This window comes from Pseudomonas sp. Wu6, assembly GCF_019891515.1.
Taxonomy (GTDB): Bacteria; Pseudomonadota; Gammaproteobacteria; order Pseudomonadales; family Pseudomonadaceae; genus Aquipseudomonas; species Aquipseudomonas orientalis_A.
Map to the genome: position 1 here is coordinate 1 of NZ_JAFLXH010000062.1, position 18,723 is coordinate 18,723.

Here is an 18,723-nt window from a genome sequence, read left to right on the forward strand (position 1 = left end):
CGGAGCACCCATCATAGTGATAGGTGATCAGGTTTCTTAGCCTTCATTCGGCGATTCGGAGCCGCTTTTTTGGGCCGGAAGCTTTCAGTTGCGTACCGCAGCTCCCGGCCATTAGCGGACACTAAGGCCGTACGTGAAACCTGAGACGACTCATACAACGCCTTAGATCAGCCAAAGCAGAGAGTTTCTAGCACCCTAGATTAAACCCGTTGACTTGGCGGTATTGATTTCGACCCATGCAGCAAAGGCGTCAATGAATTTTTTCAAGAACTGAGTAGTTCCGTCGTCATTCAAATTTCCGCCTGGCCCCAGTAGCCTTGTCGCCCCACCGATATACGCTTCCGGCTGCTGCAAAAGTGGCATGTCCAGAAATACCATAGACTGACGTAAATGATGGTTAGCACCGAAGCCGCCGCTGGCACCGGGCGATACGCTTACGATAGCTGCGGGTTTGCCTGCCCACACAGACTCGCCGTAAGGGCGAGAACCAATATCAATGGCGTTCTTCAATACACCAGGAACTGACCTGTTGTATTCGGGAGTGAAAAACAGTACTCCATCTTTCGACGCCATATTTTGGCGAAAACGAGTCCAGGCTTCAGGGGCACTCTTACCGTTTTCTTCCAAGTCTTGGTTAAACAGATTCAGTTCATTGATCTCGACTATTTCTAATAAAAGGCTCGGTGGCGCAAGCGCGATTACTTCTTGAGCAAATAGGCGGTTCAACGACTCTTTGCGCAGGCTGCCGACAATGACGGCAATCTTTTTAGGCGACATGATGGGACCTTGATTTAAGTGGCTTTAAAGGGGGTAATCAATTTGAAAAGAACAAAAAAACGGACGTCGAACGGTGGCCGAACGATGAGGACTGCCCCACCGCCTGGTCATGTGGGTCTGCCCTATACTTTGGCGGCGCCGTTGACAACCAGGTGATGACCGGAAATCCAAGCTGCATCGTCACTTGCCAGGAAAAGCACGGCGCCTTCGACATCGGCGACAGAGCCCAAGCGCGCAAATGGCGACAACTGTGCCAATGCCTGATAGTCATTTTCCTGAAGGTTTGCGATGACACCGGCGTCACGTAGCGGCCCCGGTACCACACCGTTCACCGTGACGTTACGCTTGCCCATTTCCTGCGCGAGACATTCAACGTAAAGCCGGCCGGCGGCTTTGCTTCCGGCATACGCGGTGAAGCCTGCGTTCGGTACGATCGTCGTAGTGGACGAAATCACGATGATGCGTCCACCATCGGTAACATGGCGCGCACTTTCGCGAAGCGTATAGAAGGTGCCAAACACATTGGTTTTGGTGACAGCCTCGAACATCGCGTTATCGATTTCCGTGATCGGTGTGTCGATAAGCTCCCGCCCGGCATTGGCCACGACAATATCGATGCGCCCAAATCGAGCCAGCACTGCTGCGAATATGGCTTTGACAGCGTCCGGGTCGCTGATGTCTCCCCCGATGGCCATTGCTTGAGCGCCCTCAGCAACGAGAGCCTCGACATTTCGGTCGGCTGCGGCAGCGTCAGTGTTGTACGTCAACGCAACGGAAGCCCCCTCTCTGGCAAAACGACGTGCCAGGGATAATCCGAGCCCGCGCGATGCGCCGGTAATCAGTACAACTTTGTTGGTCATTCGCATGATCAGATTCCGTTGATGCTGCGTTCTGTAGAGGTTGCGTTGCCCTGCCACTGGACAAGTTCCTGCTCGACTTTGGCCATTTTTGCACGCATTCCGCCCATCGCATCGGCACCCAAGGCCGCGTGTACGGGTGGATGATCCGCCTCCATCAGGTTGATAATCGCCAAAGCCCCTTTTCCTGGAACATTCGGCTGCTTACCTTGCAGACCACCTATAGCTACACGGAACTTACCGACGGGTGTGCCTTCATAGTCATCGATTTTTTGCTCGACGTAAGCCAGTGAGCGACCCGCAAATTGGGTCTCGAATACACCGATGGTCAACACAGTCGTGGCGATGTTAAAGGGTGCAAGTTCACCTGCCAGTGCTTCCCCCAGGATGTCAGTAGCGCCCTTAGCGGCCGAGTACACGCCCATGCCCGGGTAGCCAATGAAGCCACCGATTGCGGAGAATTGAATGATGTGCCCGCTGCGCTGCTTGCGCATCGCAGGGGTTACAGCGCGAATGATGTTCAGGCCGCCAAAGAAATTCAGATCGAATACACGCCGCGCTTCTCGATCCGTCATTTCTTCAACTGCACCCACTGTGCCAGCACCCGCACAGTTGGCGACAATGTCGATACGTCCAAAGTGATCCAGCACCTGGGCCACACCCGTTTTGACCGCCACATCGTCTGTCACGTCTACCAAAACGCCCATGCCCTGCGCAGCATGTTTACCGTTATAGAAATCCACTTCTTCTTGCTTGCGAAAGGTGGCTGCGACTAGCGCACCTTTTTCCAGCAGTTGATGCACTAACTCGCGCCCCAATCCCGATGAGGCACCAGTAACGAGGACGACTTTGCCATTTATTGATTTCATTCTCTGCTCCGGGGTTTGGCTATTCACCGGATGTTAGGTATTGGGCCTCCCCCCAACAAGCCGGTTTGGCCAGATTCAACTTCCCGCTCATTGGACGCTCCTTCCCAGCGAAACATTGCCAAATAACCACATAGTTCTAGACGGTACCCTTGGAACTCTTCAAGATTAAAAATTGCCTTCCTATGATTGGGCCATACGTGAATCGGCTGGACCTGAACGATCTGTTTATTTTTGTCAATGTGGTCGATCGCGGTGGGTTTACTGCCGCAGTTGCAAGTACCGGTATGCCCAAGTCAACGCTTAGCCACCGCATGCAACAATTGGAGGGCGAATTAGGTGTGCGTTTGCTCAGCCGAACGTCGCGTCGCTTCGGTATGACCGAGGCAGGAGAAGAGTTTTACCAGCACGCGCTGGCCGCGCTGCGAGAAGCGGAGATGGCAGAAATGTCAGTGCGTCAGCGGTTGTTGGAGCCCGTCGGGACCATCCGGTGTACCGCTGGAGTCGCGACCATGAATTTCGCCATGGCGGGCATGATCGCTGACTTCCTTCGTGTCTATCCCAAGATCAATATGGTCGCTCATGCAGCCGATCGAACCATCGATATTGTTGGCGAAAATTACGACGTCGCCATCCGGGCGCATGAGGCTCCATTGCCGGACTCCGATCTTGTCCAGCGCATGCTCGGGGTCGCTCCCTGGTTTCTGTTCGCCGGATCAAGCTATCTGGCCGAACATGGCGCACCGGCCACGCCAGCGGAGCTAAGCAGCCACGCCTCGATTTTCTTTGCGCGAGCTAATGCCCCCATGAACTGGCGGTTGCGCCATGTCACTTTATCGATCGAAGAAATTGCTGTGCCCATCATGCCGCGGCTGCAAAGCGAGGACATGCTCAGCCTGCAACATGCAGCTATCAGCGGGCTTGGGATTGTGGCCCTGCCGAGTTACATCGCGCGGGCGGCCGTTGCGCGTGGTGAGCTTCATCGAGTTCTGCCCGAATGGATAGCTGGCGATGCCAGGATCACTGCACTGGTACCTTCCCGCAAAGGATTACTGCCGTCAGTACGTGTTTTCTTGGATCACTTGGCTTCGGAGTTTCCCAAGATCCTCTAGCTGTAAAGCCATCCTTAATACGCTGGGCAAATCGTTGCAGCGGCTTCTCCGTGAATACAGCACATTTTTTTACCGAATACAGCAACTACGGCGGCACTACCGAGCGGGTAGGCGCCGAAGATAGGGGGAGTTCTCGACGTCCATTCCACCGGACACAGATTCCAGAAACCCCGTCTTGCTGGGTCAGGTACGCGTTCCTACCATGGTTTCTTGCCTCTCATCCTCGACGGCACTAACGATACCTGATCTGGAATCTATGACTTTGACAATCACACGACGCGGCGCGATAGCTTTGGGAGCACAGGCAGTGCTGGTTGCAATGACGGCAGGCGCTGCTACGTTTGCCTCTAGTGCAACGCGCAGCTCTAGTAAAACTAAAGAGACCCCTCGGACTGGCAAGCAGTTTGACGTGGTGATCGTCGGTGGTGGATCTGCCGGTGCCGTCCTTGCAGCACGTCTCAGTGCCGACCCGCTGCGCAGTGTGCTGCTGCTCGACGCAGGTCCCGACTTTGCGCCCGACCGGTATCCAGCAGTGCTGACGAACGCCGACCTAGTTGCCGCCTCTCCCGAATACGACTGGCATTACCATAGTGACGACTCAGCTCGGATAGGTCACGACATAGCCATCCCACGCGGCCGAGTGATCGGTGGTAGCTCCGCGGTCAATGCTGCTGTGGCGATGCGTGCGCGTCCTGCCGACTTTGCGCGCTGGGCCGGACGCGGAATCGAAGGTTGGGCTTGGCCGGAAGTGCTGTCCGCCTACCGAACGATGGAAAACACGCCAACTGGCGAAGATGCATGGCATGGCCGTACCGGCCCATTTCCAGTGCGTCAGCGCACTGCTGCGCAGAATACTATCTCAATGCGTGCTTTCGTGGCGGCTGCCGAGTCAGTTGGACTGCCGCTCGTGGATGACTTCAACGGCGCGCGCCAGCACGGCGTAGGTCCCTACCCGTTGAATGTCATCAACGGCACCCGAATCAATACCGGCATGGCTTACCTGAGTGCAGACGTGCGGGCTCGCGCCAACCTCACTATCCGCGGCCACGCTGAAGCCGACCGCGTCCTGATAGAACGAGAACGCGCCATAGGTGTATTGCTAGTAGACGGCGAGATAGTTCCAGCCGGCGAAGTAATCTTGTCGGCCGGTGCCATAGGCAGCCCCGCTATCCTGCTACGCTCCGGTATCGGCCCACAAGGCCATCTTCGCGAGATGGGAATCGCCACCGTCGCTGATCTACCGGTAGGTGAACGGTTGCAAGAACATCCGTTTTTCTTCAACGTCTACGCGCTGAAGACCTCCGCAATTGCTATGACCCCAGCCGGCGGCGCCATCGCCTGGACTCGTTCGCAACACGCCGCACCGGACGATCTGGACTTACATATCTCCGGTACACACCTGATCGACCCAAAGGCAAGCCCTACCGGCGGTGCGATAGTGCTGGCATGCGCCGTCACATTACCTAAATCCAACGGTAGCGTACGCTTGACCAGCCGTGACCCCCGAGTTGCGCCGAACATTCGGTACAACTTTTTTGAACAGGAAAATGACTTGGATCGCATGGTCGAAGCTGTAGAACTGTCTCGCAAGATTGGCCGCAGTGCACCGTTTGCTGACTTGGTTGACCATGAAATGACACCGGGTAGCAGCGTACTTGAAGGCAAGGCTTTGCGACAAAACATCGTAAACAATGTCGCCGGCTATCAGCACCCCACGTCGAGCGTGCCGATGGGCGCGGACGGTGACAAGGCCGCCGTAGTCAACAATTGGGGCGCGGTGCGAGGTATCGCGGCACTGCGTGTTGTGGATGCCTCTATCATCCCGGATATCCCATCGGTGGCGACAAATCTTACTACTATCATGCTAGCCGAACGCATTGGTGCCCACCTGACTCGATAATATCCCCGAACGCAGCGTAAAACTGGAGCATCAATGATTGGATCGCTAAAGCCGAACTCTGCAATAAGAACCATAATCTGAAATTGAATAAAATATACGGAGACCGTTGAGCAAACGCCGTCAATAGACGATAAATTGCAAATTAGAAGTTTGGCCGAAACAGCGCCGCAACTGCGGCGCGAGCCAAGAATGGTTTATTTTTATGTCGGACATATCTAGTGCTTATAAAAAAGAGCCAAACTACAGAAAGACTATTTATAATTACCCTAAGTATCACACATATAACTACAACCATCAAATAAGATAAATAAAGCCAGGAAGTTAATGCCTTACATTAAGAGAATTGAAATCTTAGAGAACTATAGAGAAGAGAATAATTTCCCCTTCTATTTGCCTTCAATTCAATCAATTAGCAAAATCGAGCTTCATCCCGTGATAAATTTTTTCGTTGGAGAAAACGGTAGCGGTAAGTCAACCCTCTTAGAGGCTATTGCAGTTTCATGTGGCTTTAATCATGAGGGAGGCAGTAAGAATTTCAAGTTTTCTTCCAGCGATGAAAAATCCCTACTGTCCAAGGCATTGCGCTTGTCACGCACAGCAAAGCGACCTCGAGATGGCTATTTTTATCGCGCAGAAAGTTTTTATAATGTAATTACAGAGATGAATAAGTTGGATTGCGGACCTGGCGGGCCAGCTATTAAGGACTCATACGGGGGAAACGATCTTCATACGAGGTCTCATGGGGAGGCTTTTATGGATCTGATTTTACATCGATTCGGAGGAAACGGATTGTATTTACTAGACGAGCCTGAATCTGCGCTATCTCCCCAACGCCAATTATCTCTGCTGGTACGTATAGCGGAACTCGCAAAACAAAATTCGCAGTTCATAATTGCAACTCACTCACCAATTTTAATTGCTTACCCGGGCGCCAGAATTTGGGAGTTTACCAATAGTGGATTGGTAGAGAAGGAATATTCAGAAACTGAAAACTACCTAATTATGAAAAGTTACTTTGCTAACCCTGAAAGCTTTATGAGCAAACTATTTGATGAAAAGCATGATTTTTAGTTAGTTCAGGCACTGAAGAACATCGATGGCTAGAGCGTTTATCAAGATCGCTGGCGCAAAAAAATGAATTGTTGCCGATCGCGGCTTAATAAGTACGACGGCATTATTGCCTTGTTTAGCGTAGATCGAGATGCCGCCGATTTTGAGGAGAATGGCCACTTCTTGCCGAAAGCGGTAGCCTGGTACGGCAGGTTTCGGCTAGAAGCGCACTCGACAGTTAGCCGCTGATGTCTCTACGCTGATCGATCTGGTGAAAGCACACCACTAAAAGGAGCAGTCATGTTGGTAGTTGCCGTTGATCGAGATAGCGTTCATGCGGGAGATGATCTGGAAAGTCATGCAATATCGATCACATTCGATCAATCAGCAACACTGCGCACCTTGATCGAAGTGATACAAGATATGGACTACCTACCTCGTATCAGTGGAGGCAAGGCCACTTGGGTTGTTTATTCATCTGGCAAACCATTAGGTGTTTTAGCCCAGCAATGGCCAGAACCTAAATTGGTCGTGCGCCCCGAGAGCATCGTGGATCAATATTTCGGAAATATCGAGCCTCGCCTACTTTTCAGATATTGGTGTCAGGCAGATCCAGATGAGGTCTTTTCGGATGCCCAGGCCGGAAATGAACTGCCATCACGATTTTAGGATGGGCAGGAGGCATTGCTTTAAATCAATGCGAGATTACTGCTGTGGGTCGAGAGCCGCCTCCCGTGAACGACTGCTTTTGGCCGATAGCTGCCCGTCACGAGCGGCAGTAATCGGCCGATTCTGTTGAAAAAGTCGGTTTTCTCAAGCAGCCAGAATACGGATCGACAAAAACGTCTTTTTTATGCGCTGCTGCGTGAAATCCGAGTCCGAATACCTCTGCGCCGTTTTTAGATTTTGATCTCAGGCGCGGATTTTTCTGTGGCGAAAACCACGCCCGACTTTTTCAACAGAATCGGCCAAAAGCGGTCAGTCGTGCCGTTAACTTTCGGCCAATAGGATCCTTTCATGAACAGCTCGCTGCCCTGCGGATTCCGCCGCAACTGATGGGCATTATTCCGTAGAATATTGGGCTTTGGTTCTATTTAAGTAAGTTGCGCAAATTTGAGCAATGAGCGAGTTAGAAATATTGCAATCACGCCTGCAACAGATCAATGACCTAAGTGGCGATGAGGTAGTGCAGCTAAACCCGGCGACACCGAAGCACAATAAAATCATTATTTACATTAATTTCAATTGTCATTCTGGCGGATTGAACAGTCCATTCTTGTTAAGTTCGTCCATTTGTGATTTTGAGGGCAGGAATTTTTTTCGGGAAAGAGAGACTTGGCAATTTTCCAAGTTTTCTGATGGATTTCATCAATGGAAATTAAACTATCATAAAGGTGCCTATAGGTGTATTGGACGTAATTTATCGCAGTGTTAAATAATAGTTCTCCCAGCACTATCTCTAGTTCGTCGCCAGATAGCTCGCGTCCGTTAATATTGTGCTGCTCAATGGCGGGTTGAAGTTTTTCCGCATGAAATTTAGCTCTGATTTCTACGCTTCTTAAAGCTGCTTCAAAACGTTCTTGTTCTGTGGTCAGATTGAGGGGATGGGCAATTTTTTCGATATCTGACAAGAAGTTAAGACTATCAAAATCAATTCTTACATCTTTATATTCGGGAAATTTAATAGCAGGCATAGAGATCGCCCTTTCTACAATTTCCGGGAAAGCATCGTAAGTTTCTTTAATTTGATACAATGCGTTGTACTGCCGCGCCAATGTAAATAAACATGCATCCAACGCACTTTTTCTCTTTTTGAGATTTATTTGCTCTTCCTTATGTTTACGAAATAAGAAGGCGAAGTATGAGCCCGCGAAAGCGCCAATGCCGGCAGAAAAAAAGGCCAAACCTTATCCGCTGCAGGTATCACTTGTTTTTCAATTGCAAGGCTCGCGAAATACCATAAAACTAGAGCCGCCAATCCAGTCAGAACACCCATCCATATTGGATCGTAACTTCTGAGGTTTTTCATCGCATCCCTTATCTAATATTAGCGTGTGGTCAGTGGTAAATTTTCTTGTTTTTCGATTCTGGCGGGCAATACTACATAAGATATTCGAGTTGAGGGATCGAGTCAGTTCATTCATCAGAACTGCCCCGATCATCCCGGTAACTATGAGGCGGGGATTAATATAGAGCAACTAATGTTATTTCCTACGAAACGACTTTTTCAATAACATCTGGCGATTTTTCGATAGAATGATCAGTTGCGCGCTGGTAGCAGTGCCAGGTCGCACGTCAATAGCTCGGTGTTGCACTCAGAACCGCCCAATCAGCCCTTCAACACCCCTGCATCATTCGGACACGTCGGCTCAGGCGTGGTCTCGAACAACTCCTTGACCCAGCGCTCGGCGGCGGTGTACCAGGCAACGCTGGAGTACGCGATCTGTTGCTGTGCCTCTTCCGATCCATTGGCCGCGGCTTTGCGCAACCAGAGCTGTCGCTGCTTTTGATCCAAGGGGATATCCCCTTGCCCAAATCCGTACGCGTAGCTCAGCGCGTACTGTGCGGGGGCATAGTTTTGTTGGGCCGACTGGCATAGCCAATATCCGGCTTTGCGATCGTCGCTGCTGTAGCGCGCGTCCCATTCATCGAGTTGCCCACCAGCCAAGGCGAAGGAGTCCTCGACGCCTCGGTCGGCGCTCCAATAGAGCTTGCTTAAAGCGAACTGGGCTTCAGCATTACCATTTTTGGCCGCCTTTTCGTAAAAGTACATGGCGCTTTTCACGTCCTGCTTGACGCCGGTTCCCTGTAAATAGCTGGCGGCGAGCTCAATGTTCGCCAGGTCCAGGCCGTGCTTGGTGGCGAGCGTCAGGTACTGAATCATTTTCTTCTGGTCGGGTTCGCCTAACAGGCCATCACGGTAAATGATCGCGATCTCGAAAGCCGCGCGGTCGTTGCCTAGCTCCGCAGCCCTGTCATACCAGCGTATGGCGCCGGGATAATCCTGTCGGATGTAATAGGTGTAGCCCAGATTAAAAGCTGCGGAAATATCGCCTTCTTCGGCCTTTTTGGTCAGCGCAATTTCCTGCTCATAGCCATCGGCAGCCTCGACCGTGAAAGGCAGTGCGTCGTCGGCTTGAACCGCATGCGCGGTCAGGGAAGTAAAGCCGAGAGTCACATAGAGCAACCAGCGTGGATAGCTTGTCATAAGCAACGTCCTTGAAAGGTGGGTACAACGGCGGAGTCGTGATCAGTTCCCGATCATTCTGCCCATATCGGGCAAGAAGAAGTCGATTATAGTTTTCACCGCTGTTGCGTCGTCGCATCAAGGTTCGAGACGTTGAGCTGCGCAGCGGAGGGTGGTTGTGCATATCGATGCGAGCGACACCGAGGTTTTGCGCCTGTGGTTTTGTGACGGCCAGGGCTCGGGGTAAAGCGGTCGATAATTCCCTTAACTCTTGGCTGCTGGATCTTTCGCGGCTGGAAGGCGCTTGTCGCACCAGAGGTCCCCCCCACCGGCACGGTGCACGGTGGTCCCTTCTTCGATCCGCACGCAATACCGTTCTGCGTCACGGCGCAGCGCATCCAGTTCGTTGTCTGCGGCCTCGATCAAGGCGGCGTGGCTGTTGGTGTTTGTCATCGATCTTTTTTTCAGAGTTTCCTTAGGGAGATACGCTCTTGAGGATGCTTGCCACCAACGCCCGCAAGGCCAGTTGTTGGGTTATGGAAAAGCCCAGGGCAACGATGATCACACTCAGCCAGATCAAAAAGGCCTTGAACGGATCAAGCTCAACCACCACCAGCGCCCAGGTCACCAGAGCGCCGCCGATGACTCCCACCACCCACCAGCCAATGAGTATGGGCTGCACCACCCTTTGGATATCTCGATAGAGCAGCAACCGAGCGCCCCCCATCAGCACTAAAACCATCCCCGTCCAACCGAAAGCAGCCATCAACGGCAGCGATGCCCCCTGGCGCTGATACAATAAAGCCACGCATTCGTAGAACGGCCCCAATGCGCTCATCTGCTGGAACGTCTCGCGGCTGGGCAATTGCCACTGGGCCCATTGCGACTTATCAATAACCAGCAGCGCAAGGCTGAACAGCGCCACCAAGGCCCCACACACACCGAGGGCACGCCACGCCGGGACAGCGACGCGGTGATTTTTTACGCTACGTAGCCGTTCTACGCCGAACACTGCACCGGCTTGTTCGCCCTGAGCAATCACGATTTTGCCGTTGCGCTGGATAGCGGCGCCAATCACGACGACCTCCAGGCTTTCGCTGAGCAGAATCTCTCCTTGCCGGCGGCGAGGACCTGCGGTGTAACGATAATCTCCCAGTTGCGGCACCTGGCCTGAGAACAACGCAATACCTTCGGCGAGGACATCCACACAGCCGTGGGTATCTTTGAGGGTAAAGTCATTGCACTGGGCATCGGTAAATACCGTCCGCCATTCGTCCTCATCATCTTTATTGCGGTAGCTCTCCTGGATCTGCAGTGAATACCCCGCACAGGGCACGCCATCTACCGGAGAAAAACGAGACTCTTTGAGCACCACGGTACCGCAGACTTTTACCAGGCCTGGAGCTAGCGAGTACGAAGGGCTGAGAGGCAGTTGTTTGTCTGCACGGTAGAAGCCTTTGTTCATGGTCACGGCATCCCTGGCTAGTTGTAATGGCTTTCAATCGAAAACGTCCAACCATTCATTGATCCACCTTCATTATCCGGGCCGCTTGAGCTCGTTCAGATAACGGGATATTGGGAGGAAGTATTGAAAGGACATAGGTGACCCGTAATGGGCTCCCGAGGTTAACGATGAACGTAAATGGTGAATCGGCGAACTCAAAAACCAAGTTGAAGGTCCCATATGCACTGCGCGTGTCCACCCGCAAAACATCGCTTAATAGTCGTTGCCGTTGCCGTATGACTCGGTAAATCAACTGTTTCCCGTCAAGGCGGAATACTGGACTCAAACTATTGGTTGCCACCGCAATCCATGGAACACCACGCAATCCAGTAAACGTCGATAACACCGGGAACGCTTTCCCATCAAGGCCAGTGCCCGGTGAATAGGCTGGGGCAGCAAGCTTAGGCTTTTTCAGCTTTTTAAACAAAAAATACATGAACCACAGTGAAAGGCCCTGAGCAAAGATCACGATTGTGCCAAAGGCAATTTCCACCCATGTGATATCCATTATTTTTCGTTGACTCCGCAGGCGTAGCGTTGGCAGGTTGTTCCGTTGCTCCCCATAATACCGAATCGAGCGTTACTGGCGACGGAACAACAACGGTGGCTTCGGATTGGCGCTCAGCCTACCTTGGCAGGCGTCGGTGCTGGTGGTGCGGTCCAATAGCTAAAAACTCTGTGAGTTTCTCCTCGACTCTCAATCCGTCCGCTAAGCTCAATCTGCTTAAAGTGTGCAACTTCAGGTCGGTAGCCTCTTAAGCACCGCTATTATTCCCTTGGAAACAGGAAGCTCCTAACCGGGCAAGAGGCAAGGGTATCTATCTGGTGTTGTGGTTTGGCAGGCAGGCGAATCGCAAACATATCCTCACCAGCCCAGGGGGCAAGACTGCAAGACCCAGCTCGCCATCCGTCATGAAGGACATGCTGGAGCAACGGTGCAAGGCATTCCAGCAGGGAGGTGTAGATATAGTGGTACTCGACCTGACACGGCGGACCATCGACTTCTAATCCTCTGCCGCCGAGTAGTGCGCAGGACAATGAATCGACCTCGGTTTTCCAGACACATCCACGGTCTGCAATTGGCCGGTTAGCGACGGCCTGACTTCGACCGTCGCTATGCATGATCAAACCTCAGTCTGTTCCGCCATCTCCAGGGCGTCATCGACCTCAATACCCAGATATCGAACAGTGCTCTCCAGCTTCGTATGGCCGAGCAGCAACTGAACCGCCCGTAGGTTCTTCGTTCTGCGATAGATTAGTGATGCCTTCGTACGTCTCATTGTGTGAGTGCCATACATGGCTGGATCAAGGCCTACGGCTTTCACCCAGCCTTTGACGATACGAGCGTATTGACGAGTGGATAGATGGTCTGAGGTATGTAGCCGGCTAGGAAAAAGGCAGTCCTCGCTGCGAAGTTGTGCCTGATGTATCCAGGCCACGAGAGCTGACCGTGTTTGCTCAGTGATCTCAAACTGCACTGGTCGCTGCGTTTTCTGCTGCATCACCATGGCTCGTGATGATACGTGCTCGCCATGGGCGACATCACGCACGCGGAGCTTGGTTAAGTCGCAGGCTCGAAGCTTACTGTCGATGGCCAGATCGAAGAGAGCCAGATCCCGGGTTCTTTTCGCAATTTGAAGCCTTACTCGGATGGCCCAGATATCTCTCAGTCGGAGTGGGGCTTTCTGCCCGACTAGTTTTCCTTTGTTCCAGGGCTGACGGCCGCAGGTAGCGATGATGTTCATGACAAGTCCTCCACGTGTGGAAAGACAAGGATGGCTAATCAGAGCGACGGTCGCTAACCGGCCAATAGCAGACAGATCGTTCTACAGCCTCGGCGCTTTGTATCAGCCAGCAGAGCACTAGCGCAGAGAGGAAAAATACTGAGTAGGCGGTTTACCCAGTGCTTTCTTGAACATAGTGATGAATGCATTAACAGAGTCATATCCCAGGATGCCCGCCACACGTTGCACGGATACCCCCTCCGCCAAATGACTCAGTGCGATCATCAAATGCAATTGTTGACGCCAGCGTCCGAAGCTCAGCCCGGTCGTGCTTTCTACAAGCCTGGCCAGCGTTCGTTCACTGGTTGCAAGCCGAGTGGCCCACTCGCGCAACGTGGTTCGGTCGCCTGGATCTGAGAAGAGCGTATCCGCGATTTGTTTGATCTTGGGGTGGTCTGATATCGGCAAATGCAGCTCTTTCAGCGGGGCATCGGAAAGCTGCTCAAGCAGCACTGCAACCAGCCGAGCTGTCTTGCCCTCGGAATGGTAAGCAGGTTCCTGTTCAGCGAGATGCAGGACCATCTCCCGAACAAGGGGCGTAATGGCAACCGTGCAGCATTCTTCAGGCATGGCTGCCGCACCGGGCTCAACGAACAGAAAGCAGGTCCGGGCGTTTTCGGTCACTCGGCAACTGTGCGGCGTGCCGCCCGGGATCCATACGGCGTGCTGGGGAGGGACAAGCCAGAGTGCATTTTGCACCTCACAGCTCACTGCGCCATGCAAAGACAGGATGAGCTGGCCTTTGCGATGATCATGCGGACGGGCACCCGAATCATTGAGGTCAGGCGCAACCTTGAGGGCAATCGCTGCCTGGGCGAAAAGGTCTGAATCGAAATCTTCCGGCGAGGAAACGACATTTTTTGAGCTTGGCATAATTTAGATATCAGGTGTCTTGATATCTATATTAGCCGGTTCTGAAGTTCTCTACAGTTGTCTTCTTTTAAGAGGACAGATAAAGAATATGTCAGATACAAAAAACAAGTGGCATGCCATCGCGCTCGTCGCAGGCATTCTGCTTATCGCCGTGAACCTGCGCGTTCCCTTTACCAGCATCGCGCCCGTTTTGCCGCTGATCCAGAATGATTTTGGCTTGAGCGCCTCAGCTCTAGGCCTGCTTACTTCACTGCCATTACTTGCCTTTGCAGCCTTCTCCCCGCTCAGCGCATCGGTCGCCCGCAGGTTCGGCATCGAGCGCACGCTTTTCGGTGCACTGTTGGTCATTTCAGCGGGCATCCTGCTCCGCTCCGCAGGCAGCGCATGGGTGTTGTACGCCGGTACGATATTGATAGGCACTGGGATCGCCCTGGGCAACGTGCTGCTGCCCGGCCTGATCAAACGCGACTTCTCGACAAAAATGGCGTCCATGACCGGCGCTTATTCCATCACCATGGGTGCAGCGGGCGCTGTCGGTTCAGCCGTAATAGTTCCGCTGACCCAATCATGGGGATGGCCGATTGCCCTGAGTTTGTTGGTCGCAGCCCCGTTGTTGGCGCTGGTGGTGTGGCTGCCGCAGTTGAAAAAACACGAACACGTAAATCTGTCAGGTCCGAAACAAGCGCCAACCGTGGCCGTCTGGCGTTCGCCGCTGGCATGGCAGGTCACACTGTTCATGGGGCTGAACGCGATGCCTTTTTATGTCGCCGTCGGCTGGCTGCCGACCATTCTGATGGACCATGGCATATCCCCGGAGCAAGCAGGCACGGTACACGGCACGCTTCAACTGACGACGGCCATTCCCGGCTTGATTCTGGCGGCCACGCTTCGTCGTCTCAAAGACCAGAAACTGGCAGCCGCTACCGTCAGCCTGTTAACCGCCTCATCCCTGATCGGGCTCATTTACGCGCCAGACTACGCCATGTTGTGGGCCGCGGTCCTGGGCTTCGGCTCTGGTGCCAGCATGATGCTCGGCCTGACCTTCATCGGCTTGCGCACAAAAAATGCCGGTGACACGGCGGCACTTTCAGGAATGGCGCAGTGCGTCGGCTACCTGATGGCAGCCGCAGGCCCCTTGCTGCTGGGCCAACTGCACGACTGGACCGGTGGCTGGACAGGACCGCTGCTGATCACAGCCGCCATCTCCGTAGCCGGAGCATTCACCGGCATGCTGGCCGGGCGCAACGTTCAACTTGAATCTGCTGAATCATCGTCGCGAACAAGCCCAGCAATCCAGTCAGCGAATGCGCTCACAGCTGGCGATAAAAAGCGCTGATGCGGGTATAGCAGGTGAACAGGAACCGATGCGGGCTGCCAGTCAGCAAGCACTTCGACCAGTCGCCCTTCTCGCAGATGCTCGCTGACCACGTTCTCAGCGAGCTGCACCAGCCCGAAGCCTTCAAGGCACATTTTGATGTAAAGCCCAGTCTCGTTGACGGCCGCTGTGCCGTTCACCGGGACTGAGATTTTTTCGGTACCACGGGCAAAGCGCATTTCACCTGCTTGCCTTGCGCGGCCCGAGAAGTAATGGATGGCCCGGTGGTGAGACAAATCTTGCGGATTTTGCGGAGTGCCGTTCTCTTCGAGATAGGCGGCAGACGCACAGGTTACCCAGCGAAACCGACCGAGTGGGCGCGCAACGAGCGTTGAGTCATCGAGCTCGCCTGTACGAATAACGCAATCGACACCCTCTTGAACCAGATCAACCTGCCGATCGTTGACGCCTATCATCAGGTAGATATCCGGGTAGCGCCTGTAGAAGTCTTGCAGGTTTGGCATGACGATGAAGTGTGCAATGCCACCCGGCATATCGACACGCAAACGCCCCTGTGGCCGTTTTACGGAATCCGTCAGGCTGGTCTCTGTGTGTTCGATCAGCTCCAATATTTCCCGGCATTGCGCCAGATATTGTGCGCCCTCAGAGGTCAGGCTGACCCGACGCGTTGTTCTGTTCAGCAGGCGTACCTGCAAGTACTTCTCAAGATTTTTAACGCTGCTGGTAACTGTGGAGGCCGGCAGAGAGAGCGTCTGCGCCGCCTGGATAAAGCTTCCTGCTTCAGCCACACGTACGAAAACCTGCATCGCTTGAATACGGTCCATGACTGTTAGCAGCCTCAAAGCAGTGATCGGGTAAAGTCGTTATTATTCGTAGATATTGAATAATAAAAACAGTTTAACCATCTTTTTCCCGCAGTATCGCATTGCGTACATTGCTTCCAACGAAATTTGAAGAGGTGTACAGAAAATGGCTGAATATAACCGCAGCATTGTGCAGGCCCCGACCGCTCAGGCCGCCCGCACCCTTATCCGCGGCGCCACTGTGCTGAGCATGGACGGTGATATCGGCAATCTGGCGCGCGGCGATATCCTTATCGAAGGCAGCACCATCACGGCCATAGGTGAAAACATCGAGGCCGGCGACGCTATGGTTATCGAGGCATCCGGCATGATTGCCATGCCCGGCATGGTCGATACGCATCGTCACTCCTGGGAGGGCCAACTGCGTCGAATCAATCCGAATGCCGAAACCCTGGAAGACTACTGCAACGCAACGCACTTCTCGTTCGCCAAATACTATCGCCCGGCTGACATGTATATTGGCAATCTACTGACTGCATTGGGGTGCATCGATGCGGGCATCACGACCGTGGTCGATAACTCGCACAACAGCCGCACCGGCGCGCACTCCGACGCCGCGGTCGAGGCGCTGCTCGATGCTGGTATCCGGTCTGTACACGCCTCCGGTGCGCCAGTTTCTGGTGAGTGGGACAAAGCCCACTGGCCCGGCAACCTGGAGCGTCTCCAGGGGAAATACGTCAAGAACGGTGACAACCCGCTGCTCTCGCTGGCGGTAATGGCGCAGCTGGAGCCTGAGCTATGGGCTGAGGCCCGGCGCTTGGGGCTGCCTATCATTACCGAATTCTTCGGCGGGGACATGGCAGCTGAGTTGGAGGGTTTGCATCGCGAGGGTCTGCTGCGCCCCGATAACATCTTCAACCACTGCACAGCGCTGCCGGACGCCGGCTGGAAAATCATTCGCGAGGCTGGCGTGCGGGTCAACGTATGCCCGCGTTCAGATGCCCACTACGGCATTGAAGATGGAATGTTCGCCATGCAGTCGGCCCAGCGTCACGGCATCAGCCCGGGGCTGAGTGTCGATAACGAAACCTCCTATAGCGGTGACATGTTCATGGAGATGCGGGTGGCGTTCTACCTGCAACGCGTCATGGGCATGCACCAGCAGCGCTGCTGCGGCGCAGAGCATCATCCGGTGACCCTGCCGGCTCATGGCCTGCTCAAAGCCGCCACTCTTGACGGCGCCACCTGTGCAGGATTGCAGGACAAAGTCGGCACCCTGACCCCCGGCAAACAGGCCGACCTGATCCTTATCAATGCGCAGGACATCAACCTTTACCCGTCGGGTAACGCATTCGGCACCGTGGTACACGCGGCCGAACGCAGCAATGTCGACACGGTCATGATTGGCGGGCGCATCGTCAAGCGCGGCGGCAAGGTGCTGGGCGTGGACAGCGAAAGGCTGCGTGCAGCAATCGACGAATCCCGTGAGCATCTGTTTGCTGCCGCAGGCTACCAGCCGGATATTTTTGCCGAGACATTCATGCCGCTTGAGTCAGCCAAGTAAGGAGGCGCGAAATGAACGCAGCTTACTACCTGCTGGCCATCGCCGCGGGGCTTGGCATTACCCTGCAGACCACGCTGAATGGTCAACTCGCTAAAGGTGTGGGTGGAGATTCCGTAGCGGCGGCGCTGTTCTCATTTACTGCCGGAGCGGTGTGCCTGGGCGTCTTTTCATTGATGCGTGGCGGGATAGTGGCCTCACTGGCGGCTATACCTGCCCAGCCCTGGTGGAGCCTGCTGGGCGGTCTGCTGGGTGCCGGTGCCTTGCTTAGTTATGTGGTGCTTGCGCCAAAAATCGGCCTGTCAGCCCTGCTGGGCCTCGCTATCGCAGGTCAGATTATCTCCTCACTGGTTATCGATCATTTCGGATTGATGGGGGCATCGGAAAGGCCGGTGTCTCTCATCAAGTTGGCCGGGTCGATGGTGATGCTCGCAGGACTGGCCATCGCCCTGTTCGGTGACAGGTGGTCAGCGCTTTTCTCCAACTGACTGCCTTGTTTGCCCCATCCTGTTTCGTAGGACGCAACCATGTTTAAAACCCTAAGCGGCACCACCAGTCTTCTTGGCGAGTGCCCTGTCTGGTGTGAAAGAACGGAACGCCTGTTCTGGACCGATATCCCTGGTTGCGAACTGCTTGCTCTGGACCCCGTGAGCGGTGAAGTACAGCACTGGCGAGTGCCCGAGCCGCTGGGGTCGTTCGCCCTTACGACCAATACAGACGTATTGCTAATGGGATTGGCCTCCTGCCTAGGTTATTACAACCTGAGTACTCTTCGCTTCACCAAAATTACCATCACGCCTGGAGTACCCGGAACCCGGGTCAATGATGGCCGCTGCGACCGTATGGGCAACTTTGTGTTTAGCACTATGGATGCCGGTGAGGCGGTGCAAACTATAGGGCGATTTCACCGGTTCAATGCCGCGACGCTCAAGACTGAAACGCTGGACCTTCCCGAAGTGGCGATCCCGAACAGCATCTGTTTTAGCCCGGACGGTTCCACCATGAACTGGTCAAGTAATCCCGGACACCGATTACGGTGTTTATGCCGCTTTTTGCTCCATGGCTATTGGCGACAGGTAGTTGTTGTAGCTGTGGAGCCTGATTCGGTTGTAT

Annotated in this window: 19 protein-coding genes; 8 read left to right on the top strand and 11 right to left on the bottom strand. The window is 53.9% G+C overall.

Annotated elements, in window-relative coordinates; all coding sequences use genetic code 11:
- Positions 1 to 195: 195 nt before the first annotated feature.
- The 3 genes from J1G34_RS25875 to J1G34_RS25885 all read right to left on the bottom strand — a co-directional run bounded on the left by J1G34_RS25875 (position 196) and on the right by J1G34_RS25885 (position 2,503).
- Positions 196 to 777: an NADPH-dependent FMN reductase gene (locus J1G34_RS25875; protein WP_065883890.1), complete on the bottom strand. Its 582-nt coding sequence runs from the start codon at positions 775 to 777 to the stop codon at positions 196 to 198.
- A 122-nt stretch (positions 778 to 899) separates the two neighbouring features.
- Complete coding sequence (locus J1G34_RS25880; protein WP_056861412.1) at positions 900 to 1,643, bottom strand: SDR family NAD(P)-dependent oxidoreductase; 744 nt, start codon at positions 1,641 to 1,643, stop codon at positions 900 to 902.
- A gap of 2 nt (positions 1,644 to 1,645) precedes the next feature.
- Entirely contained in the window at positions 1,646 to 2,503 is an 858-nt protein-coding gene (locus J1G34_RS25885; RefSeq protein WP_056861411.1) for an SDR family NAD(P)-dependent oxidoreductase, read from the bottom strand.
- Between the two features lie 149 nt (positions 2,504 to 2,652).
- Between J1G34_RS25885 and J1G34_RS25890 the strand changes: the two genes are divergently transcribed.
- The 4 genes from J1G34_RS25890 to J1G34_RS25905 all read left to right on the top strand — a co-directional run bounded on the left by J1G34_RS25890 (position 2,653) and on the right by J1G34_RS25905 (position 7,231).
- A complete protein-coding gene (locus J1G34_RS25890) occupies positions 2,653 to 3,612 on the top strand; it encodes a LysR substrate-binding domain-containing protein (RefSeq protein WP_234010441.1) in 960 nt (319 codons plus the stop codon).
- 256 nt (positions 3,613 to 3,868) lie between these two features.
- Positions 3,869 to 5,512, top strand: a complete 1,644-nt coding sequence (locus tag J1G34_RS25895) for a GMC family oxidoreductase (RefSeq protein WP_065883894.1) — start codon at positions 3,869 to 3,871, stop codon at positions 5,510 to 5,512.
- A 324-nt stretch (positions 5,513 to 5,836) separates the two neighbouring features.
- Positions 5,837 to 6,583, top strand: coding sequence for an AAA family ATPase (locus J1G34_RS25900; RefSeq protein ID WP_083203152.1), 747 nt, complete (start codon positions 5,837 to 5,839; stop codon positions 6,581 to 6,583).
- Between the two features lie 279 nt (positions 6,584 to 6,862).
- Complete coding sequence (locus J1G34_RS25905) at positions 6,863 to 7,231, top strand: hypothetical protein (RefSeq protein WP_082463679.1); 369 nt, start codon at positions 6,863 to 6,865, stop codon at positions 7,229 to 7,231.
- 572 nt (positions 7,232 to 7,803) lie between these two features.
- Here the strand turns inward: J1G34_RS25905 and J1G34_RS25910 are convergent.
- The 7 genes from J1G34_RS25910 to J1G34_RS25940 form a co-directional block, all read right to left on the bottom strand.
- A complete protein-coding gene (locus J1G34_RS25910; RefSeq protein ID WP_222994820.1) occupies positions 7,804 to 8,466 on the bottom strand; it encodes a hypothetical protein in 663 nt (220 codons plus the stop codon).
- 425 nt (positions 8,467 to 8,891) lie between these two features.
- Entirely contained in the window at positions 8,892 to 9,770 is an 879-nt protein-coding gene (locus J1G34_RS25915; protein ID WP_065894978.1) for a tetratricopeptide repeat protein, read from the bottom strand.
- Between the two features lie 243 nt (positions 9,771 to 10,013).
- Positions 10,014 to 10,202 (bottom strand): hypothetical protein, encoded by a 189-nt coding sequence (locus J1G34_RS25920; RefSeq protein ID WP_222994823.1) that lies wholly within the window; start codon positions 10,200 to 10,202, stop codon positions 10,014 to 10,016.
- Positions 10,203 to 10,224: 22 nt separating this feature from the next.
- Complete coding sequence (locus tag J1G34_RS25925) at positions 10,225 to 11,214, bottom strand: hypothetical protein (RefSeq protein WP_222994821.1); 990 nt, start codon at positions 11,212 to 11,214, stop codon at positions 10,225 to 10,227.
- A 55-nt stretch (positions 11,215 to 11,269) separates the two neighbouring features.
- A complete protein-coding gene (locus J1G34_RS25930; RefSeq protein ID WP_065894981.1) occupies positions 11,270 to 11,761 on the bottom strand; it encodes a hypothetical protein in 492 nt (163 codons plus the stop codon).
- 616 nt (positions 11,762 to 12,377) lie between these two features.
- Entirely contained in the window at positions 12,378 to 12,998 is a 621-nt protein-coding gene (locus J1G34_RS25935; RefSeq protein ID WP_015371100.1) for a tyrosine-type recombinase/integrase, read from the bottom strand.
- Positions 12,999 to 13,115: 117 nt separating this feature from the next.
- Positions 13,116 to 13,910, bottom strand: coding sequence for an AraC family transcriptional regulator (locus tag J1G34_RS25940; protein ID WP_041931406.1), 795 nt, complete (start codon positions 13,908 to 13,910; stop codon positions 13,116 to 13,118).
- 88 nt (positions 13,911 to 13,998) lie between these two features.
- On the opposite strand from J1G34_RS25940, the gene J1G34_RS25945 reads away from it, so the two are divergent.
- On the top strand, positions 13,999 to 15,246 hold the full coding sequence (locus J1G34_RS25945; protein ID WP_015371105.1) for an MFS transporter: 1,248 nt from the start codon (positions 13,999 to 14,001) through the stop codon (positions 15,244 to 15,246).
- Here the strand turns inward: J1G34_RS25945 and J1G34_RS25950 are convergent.
- Positions 15,159 to 16,070 (bottom strand): LysR family transcriptional regulator, encoded by a 912-nt coding sequence (locus tag J1G34_RS25950; protein ID WP_015371104.1) that lies wholly within the window; start codon positions 16,068 to 16,070, stop codon positions 15,159 to 15,161. The two genes, J1G34_RS25945 and J1G34_RS25950, sit on opposite strands and share 88 nt — an antisense overlap.
- A gap of 145 nt (positions 16,071 to 16,215) precedes the next feature.
- Between J1G34_RS25950 and J1G34_RS25955 the strand changes: the two genes are divergently transcribed.
- From J1G34_RS25955 to J1G34_RS25965, 3 genes are all read left to right on the top strand, one after another.
- A complete protein-coding gene (locus tag J1G34_RS25955) occupies positions 16,216 to 17,613 on the top strand; it encodes an amidohydrolase family protein (RefSeq protein WP_053139078.1) in 1,398 nt (465 codons plus the stop codon).
- Positions 17,614 to 17,624: 11 nt separating this feature from the next.
- Positions 17,625 to 18,098 carry a DMT family transporter gene (locus tag J1G34_RS25960; protein WP_015371102.1) on the top strand — a complete coding sequence of 158 codons (474 nt, stop codon included), beginning with the start codon at positions 17,625 to 17,627 and terminating at the stop codon, positions 18,096 to 18,098.
- A gap of 39 nt (positions 18,099 to 18,137) precedes the next feature.
- Positions 18,138 to 18,723, top strand: a 586-nt coding sequence (locus J1G34_RS25965) for an SMP-30/gluconolactonase/LRE family protein (RefSeq protein WP_222994822.1), incomplete at its 3' end; no start/stop codon positions are given.

What these genes read in the sequence shown, in the direction of transcription:
- J1G34_RS25940 (WP_041931406.1), bottom strand. Translation starts at nt 13,910, where the DNA reads ATGCCAAGCTCAAAAAATGTCGTTTCCTCGCCGGAAGATTTCGATTCA.
- J1G34_RS25885 (WP_056861411.1), bottom strand. Translation starts at nt 2,503, where the DNA reads ATGAAATCAATAAATGGCAAAGTCGTCCTCGTTACTGGTGCCTCATCG.
- J1G34_RS25920 (WP_222994823.1), bottom strand. Translation starts at nt 10,202, where the DNA reads ATGACAAACACCAACAGCCACGCCGCCTTGATCGAGGCCGCAGACAAC.
- J1G34_RS25875 (WP_065883890.1), bottom strand. Translation starts at nt 777, where the DNA reads ATGTCGCCTAAAAAGATTGCCGTCATTGTCGGCAGCCTGCGCAAAGAG.
- J1G34_RS25955 (WP_053139078.1), top strand. Translation starts at nt 16,216, where the DNA reads ATGGCTGAATATAACCGCAGCATTGTGCAGGCCCCGACCGCTCAGGCC.
- J1G34_RS25900 (WP_083203152.1), top strand. Translation starts at nt 5,837, where the DNA reads ATGCCTTACATTAAGAGAATTGAAATCTTAGAGAACTATAGAGAAGAG.
- J1G34_RS25930 (WP_065894981.1), bottom strand. Translation starts at nt 11,761, where the DNA reads ATGGATATCACATGGGTGGAAATTGCCTTTGGCACAATCGTGATCTTT.
- J1G34_RS25915 (WP_065894978.1), bottom strand. Translation starts at nt 9,770, where the DNA reads ATGACAAGCTATCCACGCTGGTTGCTCTATGTGACTCTCGGCTTTACT.
- J1G34_RS25945 (WP_015371105.1), top strand. Translation starts at nt 13,999, where the DNA reads ATGTCAGATACAAAAAACAAGTGGCATGCCATCGCGCTCGTCGCAGGC.
- J1G34_RS25935 (WP_015371100.1), bottom strand. Translation starts at nt 12,998, where the DNA reads ATGAACATCATCGCTACCTGCGGCCGTCAGCCCTGGAACAAAGGAAAA.
- J1G34_RS25960 (WP_015371102.1), top strand. Translation starts at nt 17,625, where the DNA reads ATGAACGCAGCTTACTACCTGCTGGCCATCGCCGCGGGGCTTGGCATT.
- J1G34_RS25895 (WP_065883894.1), top strand. Translation starts at nt 3,869, where the DNA reads ATGACTTTGACAATCACACGACGCGGCGCGATAGCTTTGGGAGCACAG.
- J1G34_RS25950 (WP_015371104.1), bottom strand. Translation starts at nt 16,070, where the DNA reads ATGGACCGTATTCAAGCGATGCAGGTTTTCGTACGTGTGGCTGAAGCA.
- J1G34_RS25905 (WP_082463679.1), top strand. Translation starts at nt 6,863, where the DNA reads ATGTTGGTAGTTGCCGTTGATCGAGATAGCGTTCATGCGGGAGATGAT.
- J1G34_RS25925 (WP_222994821.1), bottom strand. Translation starts at nt 11,214, where the DNA reads ATGAACAAAGGCTTCTACCGTGCAGACAAACAACTGCCTCTCAGCCCT.
- J1G34_RS25880 (WP_056861412.1), bottom strand. Translation starts at nt 1,643, where the DNA reads ATGCGAATGACCAACAAAGTTGTACTGATTACCGGCGCATCGCGCGGG.